Source organism: Pseudomonas sp. GW821-FHT04C07 (assembly GCF_059420325.1).
Map to the genome: position 1 here is coordinate 351782 of NZ_JBWKTM010000003.1, position 18338 is coordinate 370119.

16 protein-coding genes and 1 pseudogene are annotated in these 18338 nt (G+C 59.5%); 6 read left to right on the plus strand and 11 right to left on the minus strand.

The window, feature by feature from the left end; genetic code table 11:
* Nucleotides 1-6: 6 nt before the first annotated feature.
* From AC07UI_RS08360 to AC07UI_RS08385, 6 genes are all read right to left on the minus strand, one after another.
* Nucleotides 7-1434: a di-heme oxidoreductase family protein gene (locus AC07UI_RS08360; RefSeq protein ID WP_494992033.1), complete on the minus strand. Its 1428-nt coding sequence runs from the start codon at nt 1432-1434 to the stop codon at nt 7-9.
* 296 nt (nt 1435-1730) lie between these two features.
* The gene (locus AC07UI_RS08365; protein WP_494992034.1) at nt 1731-3074 is read right to left on the minus strand and encodes an imelysin family protein; all 1344 of its coding nucleotides are present in this window, start codon (nt 3072-3074) and stop codon (nt 1731-1733) included.
* Between the two features lie 285 nt (nt 3075-3359).
* Nucleotides 3360-5411, minus strand: coding sequence for a putative bifunctional diguanylate cyclase/phosphodiesterase (locus AC07UI_RS08370; RefSeq protein ID WP_494992035.1), 2052 nt, complete (start codon nt 5409-5411; stop codon nt 3360-3362).
* Nucleotides 5412-5909: 498 nt separating this feature from the next.
* Nucleotides 5910-6506, minus strand: a complete 597-nt coding sequence (locus AC07UI_RS08375) for a superoxide dismutase (protein ID WP_494992036.1) — start codon at nt 6504-6506, stop codon at nt 5910-5912.
* Between the two features lie 187 nt (nt 6507-6693).
* Nucleotides 6694-7296 carry a LysE/ArgO family amino acid transporter gene (locus AC07UI_RS08380; protein WP_494992037.1) on the minus strand — a complete coding sequence of 201 codons (603 nt, stop codon included), beginning with the start codon at nt 7294-7296 and terminating at the stop codon, nt 6694-6696.
* 5 nt (nt 7297-7301) lie between these two features.
* The gene (locus AC07UI_RS08385; RefSeq protein WP_494992038.1) at nt 7302-7703 is read right to left on the minus strand and encodes an ACT domain-containing protein; all 402 of its coding nucleotides are present in this window, start codon (nt 7701-7703) and stop codon (nt 7302-7304) included.
* 96 nt (nt 7704-7799) lie between these two features.
* Here AC07UI_RS08385 and AC07UI_RS08390 point away from each other — a divergent pair, with 96 nt between their 5' ends.
* The 3 genes from AC07UI_RS08390 (at nt 7800) to AC07UI_RS08400 (ending at nt 10702) form a co-directional block, all read left to right on the plus strand.
* Complete coding sequence (locus AC07UI_RS08390; RefSeq protein WP_494992039.1) at nt 7800-8693, plus strand: LysR family transcriptional regulator ArgP; 894 nt, start codon at nt 7800-7802, stop codon at nt 8691-8693.
* 71 nt (nt 8694-8764) lie between these two features.
* A complete protein-coding gene (locus tag AC07UI_RS08395) occupies nt 8765-9757 on the plus strand; it encodes an NAD-dependent epimerase/dehydratase family protein (protein WP_494992040.1) in 993 nt (330 codons plus the stop codon).
* Between the two features lie 105 nt (nt 9758-9862).
* Nucleotides 9863-10702: an ATPase gene (locus AC07UI_RS08400; protein ID WP_494992041.1), complete on the plus strand. Its 840-nt coding sequence runs from the start codon at nt 9863-9865 to the stop codon at nt 10700-10702.
* 45 nt (nt 10703-10747) lie between these two features.
* Here AC07UI_RS08400 and AC07UI_RS08405 read toward each other — a convergent pair whose 3' ends face one another.
* Both AC07UI_RS08405 and pobA read right to left on the minus strand, forming a co-directional pair.
* Nucleotides 10748-12259: an MDR family MFS transporter gene (locus AC07UI_RS08405; protein WP_494992042.1), complete on the minus strand. Its 1512-nt coding sequence runs from the start codon at nt 12257-12259 to the stop codon at nt 10748-10750.
* A 77-nt stretch (nt 12260-12336) separates the two neighbouring features.
* Nucleotides 12337-13521 (minus strand): 4-hydroxybenzoate 3-monooxygenase, encoded by a 1185-nt coding sequence (gene pobA / locus AC07UI_RS08410; RefSeq protein ID WP_494992147.1) that lies wholly within the window; start codon nt 13519-13521, stop codon nt 12337-12339.
* Between the two features lie 178 nt (nt 13522-13699).
* On the opposite strand from pobA, the gene AC07UI_RS08415 reads away from it, so the two are divergent.
* Nucleotides 13700-14596, plus strand: coding sequence for a helix-turn-helix domain-containing protein (locus AC07UI_RS08415; RefSeq protein ID WP_494992043.1), 897 nt, complete (start codon nt 13700-13702; stop codon nt 14594-14596).
* Nucleotides 14597-14603: 7 nt separating this feature from the next.
* Here the strand turns inward: AC07UI_RS08415 and AC07UI_RS08420 are convergent, their stop codons facing one another.
* Nucleotides 14604-14783: a hypothetical protein gene (locus AC07UI_RS08420; protein ID WP_494992044.1), complete on the minus strand. Its 180-nt coding sequence runs from the start codon at nt 14781-14783 to the stop codon at nt 14604-14606.
* Nucleotides 14784-14974: 191 nt separating this feature from the next.
* On the minus strand, nt 14975-15880 hold the full coding sequence (locus tag AC07UI_RS08425) for a LysR family transcriptional regulator (protein ID WP_494992045.1): 906 nt from the start codon (nt 15878-15880) through the stop codon (nt 14975-14977).
* A 114-nt stretch (nt 15881-15994) separates the two neighbouring features.
* On the opposite strand from AC07UI_RS08425, the pseudogene AC07UI_RS08430 reads away from it, so the two are divergent.
* Nucleotides 15995-16460 (plus strand): annotated as a pseudogene (locus tag AC07UI_RS08430) (hypothetical protein).
* Between the two features lie 86 nt (nt 16461-16546).
* Nucleotides 16547-17161 (plus strand): NAD(P)-dependent oxidoreductase, encoded by a 615-nt coding sequence (locus AC07UI_RS08435; protein ID WP_494992046.1) that lies wholly within the window; start codon nt 16547-16549, stop codon nt 17159-17161.
* Between the two features lie 169 nt (nt 17162-17330).
* Here the strand turns inward: AC07UI_RS08435 and AC07UI_RS08440 are convergent, their stop codons facing one another.
* The gene (locus AC07UI_RS08440) at nt 17331-18215 is read right to left on the minus strand and encodes a LysR substrate-binding domain-containing protein (protein WP_494992047.1); all 885 of its coding nucleotides are present in this window, start codon (nt 18213-18215) and stop codon (nt 17331-17333) included.
* Nucleotides 18216-18338 lie beyond the last annotated feature (123 nt).

Below are 18338 nucleotides of genomic sequence, written 5' to 3' on the forward strand. Positions count from 1 at the left end.
AACGCGTTATAGAGAATTCAGGAATGCCAGCAACGCGGCGCGTTGCTCGACATTGAAAGCTAAAACCTGTTGCTGAGCCGCCTGGGCTTCGCCGCCGTGCCAGAGAACGGCTTCGAGCAAATTACGGGCGCGGCCGTCATGCAGGAACTGGGTATGGCCGCTGACCGTCTGCGTCAGGCCGATGCCCCACAACGGCGGCGTACGCCAGTCGCGGCCAGTGGCCTGGAATTCGGTGCGATTGTCGGCCAGGCCGTCGCCCATGTCGTGCAGCAGCAAGTCGCTGTAGGGGCGAATGACCTGATTGGCCAGCTCAGGCTCTGCGGCATTCGCGGCAGTGGTGAATTTCGGTATGTGACAGGACTGGCAGCCCGCCTGATAGAACAGGCTTTTACCGGCCAGCACTTGCGGCGAGCTCACATCGCGGCGGGCCGGAACGGCGAGGTTGCGGCTGTAGAACAGCACCAGACGCAGGATGTTGTCGCTGACCTCCGGCTCGCCGTCCGGGCCATTTCCGTTGGGGGCTTGCAGGCAGGCGATTTGTGCAGGGGTGCAATCATCAACCGGTCTCAGGCTGGTGGTCAGGCCCATGTCACCAGAAAACGCGTGAGCGTTTTGTTGATTGAGATTGGGTTGGCCGGCTTTCCAGCCAAAACGTCCGAGAACGGTTTTTTGTTGCGCGTCATCCCAGACCCAGTTCGGTCGCCCGGCGATGCCGTTGCTGTCGTCGTCTCCCGGATCGGCATTGTGCAGAATCGCCGCATCGGGGATGGCTTCGAGCAGACCGAGGCCAATCATCGGCGGAGCTATGCGTGCAGAGAAACGCGTGTCCGGGTGCATCGCTCCGTAGCCGAGCCGGGTGATTGCAAGCCTGGGTTTACGCAACTCGACCTCGGTGCCGTCCTTGAAACGAACCGGCACGGGGTCGTAATCGACCCGCACTTTACCTTCCGGCGCGACGCCGGGTACCGCCATGTCTTGAAACTGTCCGCCGTAGACTGGCTCCGGCACGACACCGAGCTGCTCGATGACTTTGGCGTAGGCGGGGGCGTTGGGGATCGACAGACGTACCAGCATCGACACCGCGTTATCCGAGTCGGGTGTTGGCGGGTGACCGCGACCGTCCTTGATGTGGCAGTTTTGGCAGCCGTTGGTATTGAACAACGGACCCAGGCCATCGCGGGCGGTAGTGGTTGACGGGGCGATCACCCACGGGCTGCGAAAGAAGCTGTTGCCGACGCTGAAATCCAGACGTCGGGTGGGTGAAAGATTGGCCGAAGGCAGGGAGAAGGCGTTCTGATCGGTCTTGCTCACTGTCGCCCTGCCGCCCGAACGCGCTTCACCGGGCTCGGCCTTGGTGAAATGCGGAACGTCATCGCAGGCGCTCAGGCCCAGAGCCATGAACAGAGCGGACAAGCGAAGAGACAACGAGGGCATCAGACATCCTGCAAGACGAGCAAAACAAGGGCGCAAAGTCTATCAGGGTAGGGGAGTTTGAATAAGAGGGATTAGCGTTTGGTTTTATGTGGGGCAGGTTTTACCTGGAGACCGAGTCACGGCCATCGCAATACCCTGTGGGAGCGAGCTTGCTCGCGATGGGGCCATCAGTGCCAACATTGATGTTGAACGTGCGACCGCTATCGCGAGCAAGCTCGCTCCCACAGTGGTCTGCGTCAGGCGGGGACAAAAAAGGCGACTCGAAAGTCGCCTTTTTTTCACTCAGCCAGCGGTGATCAGAACTCGTGATCAGCGTTGTCCGGGTTCAGGTCGCTGATGCCCAGTTTGCCGGCCGCCTGTTCGATCGAGCCGGTCTGCTTGACCAGGGATGCAATGGCGTCGCGAACGATCTGATTGCCGGCAGTGTTGCCTGCGGCGATCAGTTGGTCATAGTGCTCACCCTTGTTGGCGTGATCGACCATAACCTGGATTTTGGCTTCGGTCGCAGCCAGATCGGCCTTCAGTGCGGTGTCGGTTGCCGGGTCGATTGCCGCCACCAGCGAGGACAGGCTGGCGCCAGTCATCTTGGTGCCGTCTGCGCGGGTGTATTCACCCAGGTAGACGTTGCGAATGCCTTTGGCATCGTAGAAGTGCGAGTTGTGGGTGTTGTCGCTGAAGCAGTCTTGTTCGTCTTCCGGGGAGTTGGCTTCCAGGGAGACCTTCATGCGCTCGCCGGCGAGTTCGCCGAGGGACAGGCTACCCATGCCGAAGAGCATTTTGCGCAGGCCGCTTTCGCCTGGCTCGGCTTCCAGGGTGGCGCGGTAGTTGTCGGCCACGTTCGGCTTCCAGTTACCGACCATTTCTTCCAGGTCGCTTACCAGCAGCTGGGTCACGGCTTTGAGGTAAGCGCGGCGACGATCATTGTGACCTCCAGTGGCGCCAGCGCCTTCCAGATAGTCAGAGGCCGGACGGTTGCCGGCGCCAGGGCCGGTGCCGTTCAGGTCCTGGCCCCAGAGCAGGAATTCGATGGCGTGGTAGCCGGTGGCGACGTTGGCTTCGGAGCCGCCCAGTTCATTGAGGCTGGCGAGTGTTTGCGGGGTGATGTCTTTCACGTCGACCTTGTCTTCGCCGACCTGAACTACGGTGTTGGCGATGATGTTGGCAGTCGCGCCCGGGTTGCCCAGTGCGTGTTCGTAGCTCTTGTCGACGTAGTCGATCAAACCTTCGTCCAGCGGCCAGGAGTTAACCTGTCCTTCCCAGTCGTCGATGATGGTGTTGCCGAAGCGGAATACTTCACTTTGCAGATAAGGTACGCGCGCGGCGACCCAGGCAGCGCGAGCGGCTTTCAGGGTCTCGGCGTCAGGTTTGGCAAGGAACGCGTCGATCGCGGTTTGCAGGGTTTTCGCGGTGGATTCGGCATCGCTGAAGACGGCGAAGACCATGTCGGCGTAATGCGCAACAACAGCTTTGGTCGCGGCTTCGTCAACTTTACCAGTGGTTGCGGCAGCAGCAGGGGCTGCAGTGCTGGCGGCCGGAACAGGCGCTTGAGGAGCGGCAGCCTTGTCTTTACCTTCGCCACAACCGGCGAGGGAAATAGCGATGGCCAACAGACTGGCGGTAGCCAGAGGCATACGAATCATGGCGAACATCCTGCTTGGATAGGGGTGGACAGGCGCGGCGGGCGCGCAAAACTGCGACATAATGCGAAAGATTTGCATTATGTGTAAAGGGTCGGCGTTGGAAATATTTCTTATTCGCGCGCCTGCATATGACCTGTAGCGGCTGCCGAAGGCTGCGTTCGGCTGCGCAGCAGCCGTGAAATCAGGCATTGCGTTGTGTCAGGCTAACCGCGGCCTCAGGATTTACGACTGCTGCGCAGCCGAACGCAGGCTTCGCCAGCTGCTACAGGTCCGCGTCGGCGCGTGTTACAGGATGGTTGCGTTACTGCGTTGGGCTTGCTTCAAATAAGCGCTCAACTCCCGCGCGGGCAGGGGCTTGCTGTAGAAATAGCCCTGACCTTCGTGGCAGCCTTCGCAGATGATGTAGGCCTCCTGTTCAGCGGTTTCGACGCCCTCGGCGATCACCTGCATGCCCAGGCTCTTGCCCAATTGAATGATCGCCCGAACGATGGTGGCGTCGTCGTCGTCATCGAGCAGGTCCTGGACGAAGCTCTTGTCGATCTTGATCTTGTCCAGCGGCAGGCTTTTGAGATAACTCAGGGAAGAGTAGCCCGTCCCGAAGTCGTCGATGGCAATCAGCGCCCCGGAACGACGCAAACTGAGCAAGTGCTGGGCAGCAGTGCTGATGTCTTCCATCAAGCCCGTTTCGGTGACCTCCAATTCCAGGCTGCGTGGCGGCAGGCGATAGATTTGCAGCAGGTTGTTGACCACCCGTGGCAACTCGGCGTGGTGCAGTTGCACGGTGGAGAGATTGACCGCCATGCGCAAATCCATGAAGCCCTGGTCATGCCATTCGCGTAACTGGCGGCAGGCCTGATCCAGCACCCATTCGCCGATGGCGATGATCGTGCCGTTCTGTTCGGCCAGCGGGATGAACAGGTCCGGAGGCACCAGCCCGTGTTCGGGGTGCTGCCAGCGAATCAAGGCTTCGACACCGACTACGCGGTGATCGCGGTAGCTGATTTGCGGTTGGTAGACCAGATAGAACTGCTCGCGAGTGAGGGCTTCGCGCAGGTCTTTTTCCAACTCGCGTCGGCGACGCATTTCGCTGTCGACGCTGGCGATATAGAACTGGTAACGATTGCGCGAACGAGTCTTGGCCAGGGTCATGGTCTGCTCGGCTTTCTGTAGCAGCTTCTCGGTACTGTTGCCATCCTCCGGGAACAGCGTAATGCCGATGGTCGCGCGCAGGCGAATCTCCTGATGATCGAGGGCGAACGCTGCTTCGAGGTCATCGAGAATGCTTTGTGCCAGCTCGGCGGCTTCGTAAGGCTGTTCGATATTGGCCTGAACCAGTGCGAACTGGTCGCCGCCCAAGCGGGCAAGGGCCCCCAGGCGGCCGCTGTGAGCGCGCAGGCGATCGGCCAAGGCGAGTAGCAATTGATCGCCGGTCTGGTAGCTGAATTGTTCGTTGATGCCCTTGAAGTCATCGAGGCCGACACAGAGCACTGCAACCCGCCGTTGCAGGCGGCCTGCATCCACCAGAATCTTGTCCAGTTGTTGCTGCAATTGCTGACGGTTTGGCAGACCTGTAAGGAAGTCGTACTGGGCCATGCGCAGCAGACTGTTTTCCGCTTCATGGCGCAGGTGGGTGTTGCGTTCGATCGAGGCCAGCAATTGATTGGCGGTGTTGATCCAGATGCCCAGCTCGTTTTTCTCGTGGCCCTTGAGCTGCGGAATCTTGTGTTCGCTAGGGCGGTCCGGGTTTATCTCGGTCAGGTGTTCGATTATTCGCGACAGGGGCTTGGTCAGCAGCCAGTGGTAAACCAGGTACAGCACCAGGCCCATGGCCAAGGCGCGAAGAACTCCGGAAATAAAGATGATCACCGAACTGATGATAAAGCCCTGGCCGTACGTCGCAGTGTCGAGGGTTATGCTCAGGTCGCCGTAATACTCGCTGTACGGGCCGCGGCCTACCAATTGGGTGGTAAAGGTGCGTTCCTGGCCCAGGATCAGGTCGGTCAACCAGCGGCTGGGTGATTGCTGCAGTTCGCGGTTCTTTTCCGCAAGCATGGTTTCGTTGGGATGGCCGATGGACGCCATCCGCACGGCGTCATCCTGAAACAGGCCTTCGATTACTTGCATGCCCATTTCCCGATCCAGGCTGTACACCGCCTGGGTCGATGGGTCGCGGAACATGTCGAGGATGCGCTGGGCATCGTTAGCCACCGCCTGCCGTGTCTTGTAGGCATCGAAAACGATTTGCGCGCAGCTCAGAACCACGCCGACGATCAATGCCGACAGCAGCACCACCCGGAGCAACTTCACCGACAAGCTGTTTTTGAGTTCCAGCTTCAAATGGCTTTTCCTTGTTCCGTGCGGGTAGCATCAAGTTGCCATGAGTATTGGCAATCCTGCGATGGCAGTCAAAGGGACAATCAAGCACAGGAGATTTCGCCTGTGTGCCAGGCCAAAATGCAGTTTTTGGCTTGTTCAGGCGATTAGTACTGTGTCGGTAGCAACCCTGTGCAACTTGAGGGGCGTGCGAGAATTTTCCCCGAGCTTTGATGTTAGCGCGCCATGGCGCAGGGGCAAGGGCAAATTGGATCCTTGTAGGAGCGAGCTTGCTCGCGATGGTCGTTAACGATAACGCGTGTTTTCTGAATAAACGCGTTGCCCTTCAGTCCATCGCGAGCGAGCTCGCTCCTACAGGGCCGCAGCGCTCGCTTAACTGACTGGCATTAGGGCAAGCCCGCTCCCACAAGGTGGGTGCAGTACCGCGGAAAATGGGTAGGTTTCTCACCCAAAACCCATAAAAAACCCGGCAAATGCCGGGTTTTTTGACTGGCGCGAAGCTTAAGCGGTGAAGGTTTTGCCTTCGAACTGCTCAGCCACGAACTTCCAGTTGACCAGGTTCCAGAACGCTTCGACATACTTCGGACGCAGGTTGCGGTAGTCGATGTAGTAAGCGTGTTCCCAGACGTCGCAGGTCAGCAGCGGGGTGTCGCCGCTGGTCAGCGGGTTGCCGGCGCCGATGGTGCTGGCCAGGGCCAGGGAACCGTCAGCCTTTTTCACCAGCCAGCCCCAGCCGGAACCGAAGGTGCCGATGGAGGTTTTGCTGAATTCTTCTTTGAACTTGTCGAACGAACCGAAAGCCGCGTTGATGGCTTCAGCCAGTGCGCCGGTTGGTTGACCGCCGGCGTTTGGCGCCAGGCAGTTCCAGTAGAATGTGTGGTTCCAGACCTGAGCGGCGTTGTTGAAGATACCGCCCGAAGAAGTCTTGACGATTTCTTCCAGGGTCTTGCCTTCGAACTCGGTGCCTGGCACCAGGTTGTTCAGGTTCACGACATAGGTGTTGTGGTGCTTGTCGTGGTGGTATTGCAGAGTTTCCTCTGAAATGTGCGGCTGCAGGGCATTGTGTGGATAAGGCAGCGGCGGCAGTTCGAAAGCCATGATGATTCTCCTAATCAGATCAGTTGCGGTGAGCGCAAGGCCGATCACGGGCGGCCAGACAAGCGCCGGGGAGTTTGTACTCTTTGCGGCGCAGGTTTTGGATCATAGCACCGGGGGTGCGGCATAACCACGCAACAACTGTGTGGAATAGAGGTTTGAAGGGGGGCCCTTAAGCCTTTTTGAATAATCAGCCTGCCGTGATTAATTGAATGGCCACAGTGAACATCATGATCGCCACCAGCAGGTCGAGGATTCGCCAGGTGCCGGGACGCGCCAGCCATGGTGCCAGCCAGGCGGCGCCAAGGGCCAGGGTGAAGAACCACAACAATGACGCGCTGGCCGCGCCGACCACGTAGGCACTTGGCACGGTTTGTTGTGCCCCGAGTGAGCCGATCAACAACACGGTGTCCAGATACACATGGGGGTTGAGCAAGGTCACTGCCAGTGCGCTGAGCATCACCGCCCGAAGCGAACGCACCGTCTGGTTTTCGGCCTGTTTCAGACTTTGCCGGGAAAACGCCCGACGCAGCGCCAGGCTGCCGTACCACAGCAGGAAGGCCGCGCCGCCCCAGCGGGCGATCGCCAACAGCAGCGGATTCTGCGCCAGGAGGGTCGCCAGCCCAAAGACTCCGGCGGCGACCAACAAGGCATCGCAGGTCACACACAACGCGGCCACTGGCAGGTGATGCTCGCGCCGCAGGCTTTGCGCCAGGACGAAAGCGTTTTGCGTGCCGATCGCCATGATCAGCCCCGCCGCGACCAACAGGCCGTTCACATAGCTTTGCCACATAGGGTTTACTCCGCGCCCGCCGCCAATTGCCGCAGCACCGTCATGGCGCGTTGGGCATCGGCCTGGCCGACAAACAAATGATCGTGGTAGTAACCGGCAATCACGTTGCAACTGATCCCGGCTTGCCCCAACGCACCGGCGAAAGCCGCGGTGAGGCCGACGGCTTCGAGTGCCGAGTGCACGTTCAAGGTGATCCACGCCGCTACATAATCGAAACTGAAGCCGGCCTTTTCGGCTTGCCCGCGCTCGAGGATGAGCGTCAAACCTTCCTGCTCACGGAAACTGCCGATGACGTCGCAGTCCTTGGGCAACTGGCCGTCGCCAAGGGTGCAGAACACGTACTCGCCAGCGTTCAAATGCGGGCTCATGCTGCGCAGCAGGGTTGCCAGAGTGGTTTCACCAGCCATGAAATGTGTCCTTGATCGAAGAGGCTTGCTGGTCATTCTCCGGTCGGAAGCTGTATAAGAAAAACCAATATTGCTGATCGCTCATTAGGAAAACTGATGTTCGACTATAAATTGCTATCCGCGCTCGCCGCGGTGGTCGAGCAGGCCGGCTTCGAACGGGCTGCTCAGGTACTGGGCTTGTCGCAATCGGCCATCTCGCAGCGGATCAAACTACTGGAAGCGCGAGTCGGTCAGCCGGTGCTGGTGAGGGTCACGCCGCCCGCGCCAACCGAGATTGGCCGACGCCTGCTCAACCATGTGCAGCAAGTGCGTTTGCTCGAGCGTGACTTGCAAACGCTGGTGCCGGCGCTGGATGAAGAAGGCTTGCCGGAACGTCTGCGCATCGCCCTTAACGCCGACAGCCTGGCGACCTGGTGGGCAGAGGCCGTGGGTGATTTTTGCGCCGAGCAGCATCTATTGCTGGATCTGGTAGTGGAAGACCAGACCGTCGGCCTCAAGCGCATGCGTGCCGGTGAAGTGGCGGCCTGTGTGTGTGCCAGCGAGCGGCCGGTGGCCGGGGCGCGCAGCCTGTTGCTGGGGGCCATGCGTTATCGTGCCCTGGCCAGTCCGGCCTTCATCGCCCGGCATTTTGCGCAGGGCGTGCGGGCTGAGCAATTGGCGCGCACACCGGCTTTGGTGTTCGGCCCGGATGATTTTCTCCAGCATCGCTACCTGGCTTCATTGGGTGTCGAGGGCGGTTTCGAGCATCATTTGTGTCCGTCATCCGAAGGGTTTATTCGACTGACCGAGGCGGGACTCGGCTGGGGGCTGGTGCCGGAGTTGCAGGTCCGTGAGCAGTTGGAGCGCGGAGTGTTGGTGGAGCTTTTGCCAGATAAGCCGATTGATGTGCCGCTGTACTGGCATCATTGGCGCAACGGCGGGCAATTGCTCGGGCAGTTGACCGAGCATCTGGCACGATCATCAAAGCAATGGCTGGTGCCGTTGGAGTGATTGAAAGCGTCAGGACTTCAGGTAATACGCAGTGCGATATGCATGAAAAACGAAAGAAATCGGAGCAAGTCATGAAAATTCTGGTCACCGGCGCAAGCGGCTTCATTGGCGGGCGCTTTTCGCGTTTCGCCCTGGAGCAGGGCCTGGATGTGCGGGTCAACGGGCGTCGGGCCGAGGGTGTCGAGCATTTGGTGCGTCGTGGCGCCGAGTTTGTCCAGGGCGACTTGAGTGATCCAGAGCTGGTTCGCGATTTGTGCCGCGACGTTGACGCTGTGGTGCACTGCGCTGGCGCGGTTGGGCTGTGGGGGCGTTATCAGGATTTCCATCAGGGCAATGTGCTGGTCACCGAGAATGTGGTCGAAGCCTGCCTGAAGCAGAACGTTCGGCGGCTGGTGCATCTGTCGTCACCATCGATCTATTTCGATGGCCGTGACCATCTGGGGCTGACGGAAGAACAGGTCCCGAAACGCTTCAAGCATCCCTATGCCGCCACCAAATACCTGGCTGAGCAAAAGGTCTTCGGAGCTCAGGAGTTTGGCCTCGAAGTGCTGGCACTGCGCCCACGGTTCGTCACCGGTGCCGGTGACATGAGCATCTTCCCGCGGCTGCTGAAAATGCAACGCAAGGGTCGCTTGGCCATTGTTGGTAATGGCCTGAACAAGGTCGATTTCACCAGCGTACAGAACCTCAACGAGGCGTTGCTCAGCAGTTTGCTGGCCACAGGCTCCGCACTGGGCAAGGCCTACAACATCAGCAACGGTACGCCGGTGCCGCTGTGGGATGTGGTGAACTACGTGATGCGCCAGATGGAAGTCCCGCAAGTGACTCGTTACCGTTCCTACGGTCTGGCCTACAGTATCGCGGCGTTGAACGAAGGGTTTTGCAAGCTATGGCCAGGTCGTCCGGAGCCGACGCTGTCGCGCCTGGGCATGCAGGTGATGAGTAAAAATTTCACGCTGGACATCAGCCGCGCCCGCCATTATCTGGACTATGAGCCCAAGGTCAGCCTGTGGACGGCCCTCGATGAATTCTGCGGGTGGTGGAAGGCCCAGGACATTCGCTGAAATAAACACTGAACCGAGTTTGGCGTTCAGGGTCGATCAATGCTGCGAGTAGCGGTTTATACTCGGGGGCATTAAGCCATTACTGCGGTTCAGAAAGGTTGACTCATGTCCATGCGTAACGATGCAAACGACGACTTCGATGATGTTCCAAGCCTGCGTGCCGACACCGATGATGACTTCCCGACCACCGCTGCGGCCCGCGAGCGCACCAGCGTGCATTCGCGGCCTGCTTCGGTGGTCAAGGTCAAAGGTCCGGGCACCGGGCCATTGTGGGCATTGGTCGGGGCTTTGCTCTTGGCGTTCGCCGGCCTTGCCTGGTGGAGCTTTCAGCAGATCTCGTTGATGGAGCAACAATTGGTCGCAACTCAGGAAAGTTTTGCGCGCATCAGCGAGGAAGCGGCGGGGCGTTTGCAGGCTATTTCCGGCAAGGTGGTCGCCAGCGAATCCAGCGTCAACAGCGGCAGCGAAGCATTGAAGTTGCAGATCAAGCAGCTTGAAGGCAAATTGCTTGAGCAGAACAAGCAACAGCAGGGCGTCGCAGGTCAGGCGACTGAGCTGGACAAGCGCCTGGCGCAAATGACTGCGCAGACCACCGAACAGCAAGCCGCCAATACCCAGTTGCAGGCCCAGGTGAAATCCCTGAGCAGCGAACTGGCCGCCCTGAAAAGCAGCCAGACCGACACGAGTAAAGTCGACGCTGAAATCAAAGCTCTCAGCGCTGACATCGCCGCGATGAAAAAACAGGGTAACCCGAGCGCCGCCATCGAGCGCCTGGAGCAGGAAATGATCGTCCTCAAAAGCCAGCAGGACAACCGCCCGGCTGCACCTCAGGGTGGCGGTAGTACCGCGGAGTTCGACACCTTCCGTGGCCAGGTCACGCGTAACATCAACACCCTGCAAAGCCAGATCCAGAACCTGCAACAGCAGATCAACGCCCGACCTTAATGGAGAGTTTGATCGTTCCCACGCGGGAGCGCGGGAACGATCATCTCAAAGCTGACGATCTTCCCGCCCCCGCAGCAACCTGTTCGGCATGGCGATCGCCGCCGCCAGCCCGAGCAGCGACACCGCCGCGCTGACCATCAGCAAATGCCGGAAGGTCAGCAGCAACTCCCCACGCAGCGCATTTCGAGCCGGACCTGGTGCGGCTTTCAAACCATCGAGCAGGACATTCCCCGAGCTGCCCTCGGTAATCGGCGCCGAGCCGGTCAGGTGGGCGAAGCTTGCGTCTTGCAGCAAGGCCAACAGCAATGCTGACATCAATGCCACGCCCACCGCACCACCCAGCGAGCGAAACAGGTTGGTGGTGCTGGTCGCCACGCCGATGTCCCGCTGCTCCACCGAATTCTGCGCGCCCACCAGTGAGGTCGGGAACTGCATGCCGGCGGCGATCCCGCAGAGCAGCATGAACAGGCTACTGAGGACTACCGCTTGTGGCGGGCTGAAGGCCATGCCGAGAATGGTGAAGGGGGTGAGCAGGGCGCCGGTGAGGATCATCGGTTTGTAGCGTCCGGTCACCGACGTCCGGCGCCCGGCGAAATAGGCCCCCATCGGCAAGCCCATGGCCAGTGGCAACAGGTGCAGCGCGGCACTGTCGGCACCCGCGCCGGTGACGCTCTGAAAGCGTAACGGCATCAGCACGATCAGTGAGATGGCCTGGAAACTGGTGGAAAAAATCGTGCACCAACAGAGGACCGCGTTGCGGTTGGCAAACAAATGCATGGGTAGCAAGGGCTCGCGTGCCCGTCTCTCATGCAGGACGAACAGCGTCAGCACCACCACGGCTCCGGCCAGCAAGCCGAGCACTTCGTTGTCGCGCCAATAATGACCCTGACCGATCTCGGTGATGCCCAGCAGCAGTGAGCTCAGGCCGATGATCATCAGGATTGTGCCAAGGTAGTCGATGACCGGTTTGCGCTGTGGCACCGGCAAGCCGACCAGCGTGCGATGGGCCACCAGCCAGGCGCCGAGACCCAGCGGCAGGTTGATCAGAAACACCCAGCGCCAGGACAGGTACTCGGTCATGTAACCGCCGAGCACGGGACCTGCGACACTGGCCACCGCGTACATGCTGCTGAAATAGCCTTGATAGCGTCCACGTTCGCGGGGAGGAATGATGTCGCCAATGATCGCCTGACTCACCGAGATCATTCCGCCAGCACCGATGCCCTGGAGTATCCGCGCCAGCACCAACTGCTCCATGCTCTGGGCCATGCCGCACAACGCCGAGGCCAGGGTGAACAGGCCCATGCCGAACAGCATCAGCCGACGGCGCCCATAAAGGTCGCCGAGCTTGCCGTAAATCGGCACCGCCACGGTCATCGCCACCATGTAGCCGGAGATGACCCAGGCCAGCAGGCTGACATCCTTGAACTGCGCCGAGATGGCCGGCATCGACACGGCGACGATGGTTTGGTCCAGCGCACCGAGGAAGATCGCCAGCATCAGGGCGATCAACACGCTGCGAATGGCCGGTTTGGTAGGCTGGTTGAGATTGGTCACAGTGAAACCTGCGGGCAGTGGTTGACCCGCAGGTTGCTCGGCAAGCGGGAGTACGCGTTAGTGTACTCGATAGGCTCCTATTCGATAGCCTCGTAAGGAAGCCCGACATAATTTTCTGCAATGGTTTTTCGACCGGCTTCGGAGCCGACGAAATACTCCAGTTCGGTCTGCGCAATACGTTGGCTGAAGGCATCCGTGTCAGGGAAATTGTGCAGAATCGAGGTCATCCACCAGGAGAAACGCTCGGCTTTCCAGACTCGTCGCAGGCAGATCCCGGAGTACTTCTCCAGCAAGTCGACGCGTCCTTCGCGGTAGACCTTGAGCAAAATGTTGAACAACGTGCTGACATCGCTGGCGGCCAGGTTCAACCCCTTGGCGCCGGTGGGCGGGACAATATGCGCCGCGTCACCGAGCAGAAACATCCGCCCATGCTGCATTGGCTCGACCACGAAACTGCGTAACGGCGCGATGCTTTTCTCGATGGACGGGCCGGTCACCAGGTCGTTGGCTAACGCCTCCGGCAGGCGTGATTTGAGCTCATCCCAGAAGCGTTGATCCGGCCAGTCCTGGACCTTCTCTTCGGCAGGCACTTGCAGGTAATAGCGGGTTCGGGTCGCCGAACGCATGCTGCACAAGGCAAAACCGCGCTCGTGCCTGGCGTACACCAGCTCATCGTTGACCGGTGGCGTGTCGGCGAGGATACCCAACCAGCCGAAAGGGTAGACCCGTTCGAATACCTTCAGTGACTCGGCGGGAATCGACTGCCGAGCGATGCCATGAAAACCGTCGCATCCGGCGATGTAATCGCAGTCCAGGCGCCAGGTTTCTCCGTTCTTTTCGAATGTCAGATAAGGCTGGTCGGTTTTCATGTCGTGGGGCTGAACGTTGCTCGTCTCATACAGTGTCATCGCCCCTGCAGATTGCCGTGCGGCCATCAAATCGCGGGTGACCTCTGTCTGACCGTAGATCATTACGGTCTTGCCACCGGTGAGCGATTGCAGATCGATGTGCACCTGGCGTCCGTCGAAGGCCAGCTCGAAACCGCCATGAACCAGGCCTTCTGCGTCCATTCGCTGGCCGACTCCAGCCTGACGCAGGAGCTCGACCATGCCTTGCTCCAGGACTCCGGCGCGGATCCGGCCCAATACGTAGTCCGGGCATTGGCGCTCGAGAATGACGGTGTCGATACCGGCGTTGTGTAGTAACTGACCGAGCAACAGGCCGGCCGGACCGGCACCGATAATGGCAACTTGAGTCTTCAGCATTTTCATTGTTTTTATGGCTCGCAAGCTTCACACGAACAAATCGGTGAATGGGTTCTGAGTACTTGCATTTTTCACTTCAGACCCCGTCAAATGAAGGTGAAAACTGAGCCGATAGCTGTACATTTCGCCAATCGGTGCGATTATCGCCCAACTCTCCGAGGTCTGGATTGCGGTTATGAACAAGCCTGCCCTTTCTTCGATTCCAGTGTTCAAACTCTATGGTGAAAGCCTGGACTGGCCGACACCGGATTTACTGCACTGTGAAACCATCTCCAAACGCAGCCGTGAGCATCAGTGGGAAATCAAACCGCACCGGCATGCCGATCTGTGTCAGTTGTTGTTTGTTAATAAAGGTCACGCAGAGCTTGAGATAGAGGGTAAGCGCACACTGCTGGCGAAGTCGGCGGTCCAGATTCTGCCGCCGCTGTCAGTGCATGGTTTTCGTTTTTCGGAAGACGTCGAAGGCTATGTAGTAACCCTGGCCGCGCCGCTGGTGGCGTACCTTCAGGCGCAGCTGGGCAATTCGCTGAATGCCCTGGCGGTGGCCGAAAGTTACCCGGCAGGAGCCGACAGCGACTACCTGAACAGTCTGTTTTCGGCATTGCAAAGCGAGTACGTGGGCCATCAGCCCGCGCGAGAAATGCTCATGCACTCGCTGGTCAGCGTAATCCTGGTGTGGGTCAGTCGCCAGGTGATCCAGCGCCGTACCGCGAGCCAGCGCCCACAGCGTGCGCGCGAATACCTCAATGGGTTTATCCAGCTGGTCGAAGAGCATTATCGCGAACACGTTAAGGTCGAAGACCTGGCGCATAAACTGGGGATTTCCGTCTCGCATCTCAACGGCACCTGCCGTGAGCTGGCCGGTCAGCCTGCCTTGCAGATCATGCATGAGCGCCAGTTGCTGGAGGCCAAGCGGCTACTGACCTACACCAGCATGACCATCTACGAAATGTCCGATTTCTTGGGATTCTCCGATCCAACCAACTTCACACGCTTGTTTCGGCGGCGAGTGGGGATCTCTCCCAAAGCGTTTCGCGACAGGTTGAAGGCCGATCAGAATAGCGAAGCGTAGGCTCTCGTTATTTGAGTGCGTTCAGGGTCGCGTTGTGCGGTATGCAGCGCTCGAAGTTGCAGCTTGCCGATGCGGCCTGCGGTTGCTGACGGGCCTGTTCGACACGGTAGGCAGCGGTTCCGTACAGCACGAGCGAAGCGGTGCAGGCGATGAAGATAGCGAGGTATCTTCGGGTTTTGATGTTCATGGCGCTGACCTCTGAACGAGTACCCACCATTTAAGGGAGTACTACTATCAGCATAGGTCAGCCGCAGTGAGTTGCTATGGAGGTGGGCCACACCTTTGACGGGTGTTTAGCGCGAATCTTCTGTCTGGCATGCACTTGTGGCGAGCGGGCAAGCCCGCTCGCCGCAGGTTATGTGTTTCGATTTTATGAGCTTAAAGCCCCACATCCCACTGCGGTTGCTCCGGAAACCTCAACACCAGAAAATCCAGCATGCTGCGCAACGCCGCCGGCATGTGTTTGCGTGAGGCGTAGACCGCGTACATGTTCATTTGCCGTGGCTCGGCGCCGGGCAGCAGGCGGACCAGTTCGCCGCTGTGAATATGCACTCCGGCTTGATAGCTGGGCAGCATCGAAATCCCGGCTCCGGCGATGGTCGCTCGCAGCAGGGTGCTGGCCTCGTTGGCGCTGATGTTGCCCTGCACCGGTACCGAAACCTGTTCCCCGTCCTGCTCGAAGTGCCAAAGGCTTTTGCCGAAGTAGGAGTGGGTCAGGCAATTGTGCTGGCTGAGCTCTTCCACCCGCTGCGGCGCCGGGTGCTGGCGCAGATACTCGGGGGAGGCGCAGATTACCGAGCGGCACACGGTCAGTCTGCGGGCAATCAGGTTCGGGTCCAGGTCGTTGCTGGTGCGGATCGCCAGGTCTATACGCTCATCCACCAGGTTCACCGTGCGGTCGAGCATCTGCAGGTCGATGCTGACACCGGGGTAGCGTTTGACGTACTCGGCCACGGCGTCGGCCAGTTGCGCCTGACCGAATGAAGTGCTGACGCTGATGCGCAGCAAGCCTCGCGGGGCATTGTCCGGCTCGCTGACAGCAGCCTGCATGTCGGCCGACAAATCGAGCATCTGTCGGCAGCGCGGCAGGGTTTCGCTACCGGCGGCGGTCAGGCTCAACTTGCGGGTGGTGCGGTGCATCAACCGTGCTCCGACCCAATCTTCCAGCTCCGCCAGATACCGTGAAACCACCGGCCGCGAGAGGTCCAGATGATCGGCGGCGGCGGACTGGCTGCCGAGGTCGACCACTGTGACGAAGACCCGCATTGCTTGAAGACGATCCATGATTTGCCCGCTTTTAGAAACAAACTATGTTCAAGCATCGCATTTTTTGGAGCGAGTGAGGCAACTAAGCTCTGTCCATCGTCACTCACGACGAACAGATCTCAGGAGCGACACATGATCGGATTTTCTTCAATCAAGCGCATTTTGCTGGCCACCGCGACCTTGGGTTTCGTCGCCCATGCAGCGGCGGCGGAGCCGGCGCTGACCCTGGACGTCTACAACCCGGGTACCGCGGCGATCTTCCCGGTCACTTCGGTGCTGGTCAGTGGCAAGAAAGAAGCGATTCTGGTGGACGCGCAGTTCGGCAAATCCCAGGCCGAGTTGGCTCAGCACCCTGAAAATCATCGATGGCCTGAAACCCAAGACCATTATCCCGGGCCATTACCTGGGTGAGAGCGCCCGTTCAGTCGCCGCGGTGCATTTCACCGCCGACTACATCAATGCTTTTGATGAAGAATCCGCCAAGGCCAAGAACTCGGCCGAGCTGATTGAAACAATGAAAAAGCGTTACCCGGATCTTGGCGAAGAAAGCTCCCTGGAGCTGAGCGCCAAAGTCGCTAAAGGCGAAATGAAGTGGTGAGTCAACGTACCTGATCGTTCCCTCACTCTGCGTGGGAATGCAGCCCGTGACGCTCTGCGTCACATATCGGAACTGGAGAACTGTTCATGAGCAAGATCGCAATCATTGGTGCCACCGGCCGTGCCGGCAGCCAACTGTTGGAAGAGGCTTTGCGTCGCGGTCATAGCGTTACCGCCATCGCTCGCGATACCTCAAAACTCGGCCAGCGTGCCGGTGTCATCACCAAGAACGTTGACGTTGCCGACGGCGCAGCGTTGCAAGCGGCTGTTGCCGGTCATGATGTGGTGATCAGCGCGGCACACTTTTCGACGATCCCGGCCAACGCGATTATCGAGCCTGTGAAAAAGGCTGGCGTGAAGCGTCTGCTGGTGGTCGGCGGTGCCGGCTCCCTGCTGCTGCCCAGCGGTAGCAAAGTCATCGACGGTCCGGGCTTTCCCGATGAGTACCGGGCTGAAGCCAGTGCCGGTGGTGTCTACCTCGATACCTTGCGTGAGGAAAAGGACCTGGACTGGACCTTTCTTTCACCTTCGGCGCTGTTTGTCGAAGGCGAGCGTACCGGCACCTTCCGCGTGGGCAAGGATGACCTGCTGGTGAGCGCCGAAGGCAAGAGCTGGATCACCTTTGCCGACTACGCGATTGCAATGATCGATGAGATTGAAACCCCCGCGCATTCCCGCCAGCGGTTTACGGTTGGGTATTGATCGTTTAGGCGCCGCGTTACCTATGTAGCAGCTGGCGTAGCCTGCGTTCGGCCGCGCAGCGGTCGCATTCCGGCAAATGCGTTTTGTCTGAAGAAACGCGATGACCGGTTTTACGACTGCTGCGCAGCCGGACGCAGGCTGCGCCAGCTGCTACAAAATACGCGTCGACTCATACCTGACGCTCCTGAGCCTGCTCCACCAGCCAATCCATCAATTCGCGCAACTGCGCCGACGGCTCCGGCCGCTCCGGGTAGACCAGATAGTAGGCCTGCCCGGTGCGCACTTTCAGTTCAAATGGCATGACCAGCCGCCCGGCGCTCAGGTCTTCGCCGATCAATGACCAATCGCCGATCGCCACACCTGTTCCTTGAGAGGCGACGGACATCGCCAGGTCCAATGTATCGAAATGCTGTCCTTTGCCGATGTTGCTGACGCGGGTTCCCGCCGCCTTGAGCCAGGCTTCCCAATCCCGCTCATCGCGAGTGGGGTGCAGCAGCATGTGCTGTTCCAGATCGGCGTGAGCCTTGAGGGGCGTCGTCCCGTTGAGCAATTGCGCTGAGCAGACCGGTGTCAGTTGTTCATCGAACAGATGATGGAAGGCCGCGTTGCTCGGCGCTGCACCATAGACCACTGCCGCATCGAATTCTTCGCGACGAAAGTCCACGGCGTGCTGCACGGTGGTGGTCAGCTCCACCGGCACGTCCGGGCGTTCCTTTTGCCACTGCAACAGGCGCGGCAGCAGCCAGCGCATCATGCAGGTCGGCGCCTTGAGTTGCAGGGCTTCGCGCTTGGCGCCGACGTGTTCGACGGCTTCGTCGATCAGGTTGAAGACCTGTTGAATGCGCGGATACAACTCACGTCCTTGTGCGGTCAGGCTCAGGCCTCGGGCCTGGCGCTGGAACAATGCATAACCGAGATGGCTCTCCAGTCCGGCGATCTGTCGGCTCACTGCTCCCTGAGTAATGTGCAGCAGGTCCGCCGCCCGAGTGAAGTTGCAGCACTGGGCGGTAATCAGAAAGGTATGCAGAGCAGGCAAGGGGGGAAGACGTTTCATGGGTGCTCAGGCATGAGTGGAGGACATGCCTAGTATGACTATTTTTGGTTTGTCACCGCTATACGCCGACAGTTCCAATTGCGTCACCTTTGTGCCCCGGCGCGTGCCTGAAAACGCCATCGG

Excerpts from the sequence above, each read along its gene's own strand:
- AC07UI_RS08360 (WP_494992033.1), bottom strand. The coding sequence starts at position 1,434 with ATGCCCTCGTTGTCTCTTCGCTTGTCCGCTCTGTTCATGGCTCTGGGC.
- AC07UI_RS08365 (WP_494992034.1), bottom strand. The coding sequence starts at position 3,074 with ATGATTCGTATGCCTCTGGCTACCGCCAGTCTGTTGGCCATCGCTATT.
- AC07UI_RS08375 (WP_494992036.1), bottom strand. The coding sequence starts at position 6,506 with ATGGCTTTCGAACTGCCGCCGCTGCCTTATCCACACAATGCCCTGCAG.
- AC07UI_RS08380 (WP_494992037.1), bottom strand. The coding sequence starts at position 7,296 with ATGTGGCAAAGCTATGTGAACGGCCTGTTGGTCGCGGCGGGGCTGATC.
- AC07UI_RS08385 (WP_494992038.1), bottom strand. The coding sequence starts at position 7,703 with ATGGCTGGTGAAACCACTCTGGCAACCCTGCTGCGCAGCATGAGCCCG.
- AC07UI_RS08390 (WP_494992039.1), top strand. The coding sequence starts at position 7,800 with ATGTTCGACTATAAATTGCTATCCGCGCTCGCCGCGGTGGTCGAGCAG.
- AC07UI_RS08395 (WP_494992040.1), top strand. The coding sequence starts at position 8,765 with ATGAAAATTCTGGTCACCGGCGCAAGCGGCTTCATTGGCGGGCGCTTT.
- AC07UI_RS08400 (WP_494992041.1), top strand. The coding sequence starts at position 9,863 with ATGTCCATGCGTAACGATGCAAACGACGACTTCGATGATGTTCCAAGC.
- AC07UI_RS08415 (WP_494992043.1), top strand. The coding sequence starts at position 13,700 with ATGAACAAGCCTGCCCTTTCTTCGATTCCAGTGTTCAAACTCTATGGT.
- AC07UI_RS08420 (WP_494992044.1), bottom strand. The coding sequence starts at position 14,783 with ATGAACATCAAAACCCGAAGATACCTCGCTATCTTCATCGCCTGCACC.
- AC07UI_RS08425 (WP_494992045.1), bottom strand. The coding sequence starts at position 15,880 with ATGGATCGTCTTCAAGCAATGCGGGTCTTCGTCACAGTGGTCGACCTC.
- AC07UI_RS08435 (WP_494992046.1), top strand. The coding sequence starts at position 16,547 with ATGAGCAAGATCGCAATCATTGGTGCCACCGGCCGTGCCGGCAGCCAA.
- AC07UI_RS08440 (WP_494992047.1), bottom strand. The coding sequence starts at position 18,215 with ATGAAACGTCTTCCCCCCTTGCCTGCTCTGCATACCTTTCTGATTACC.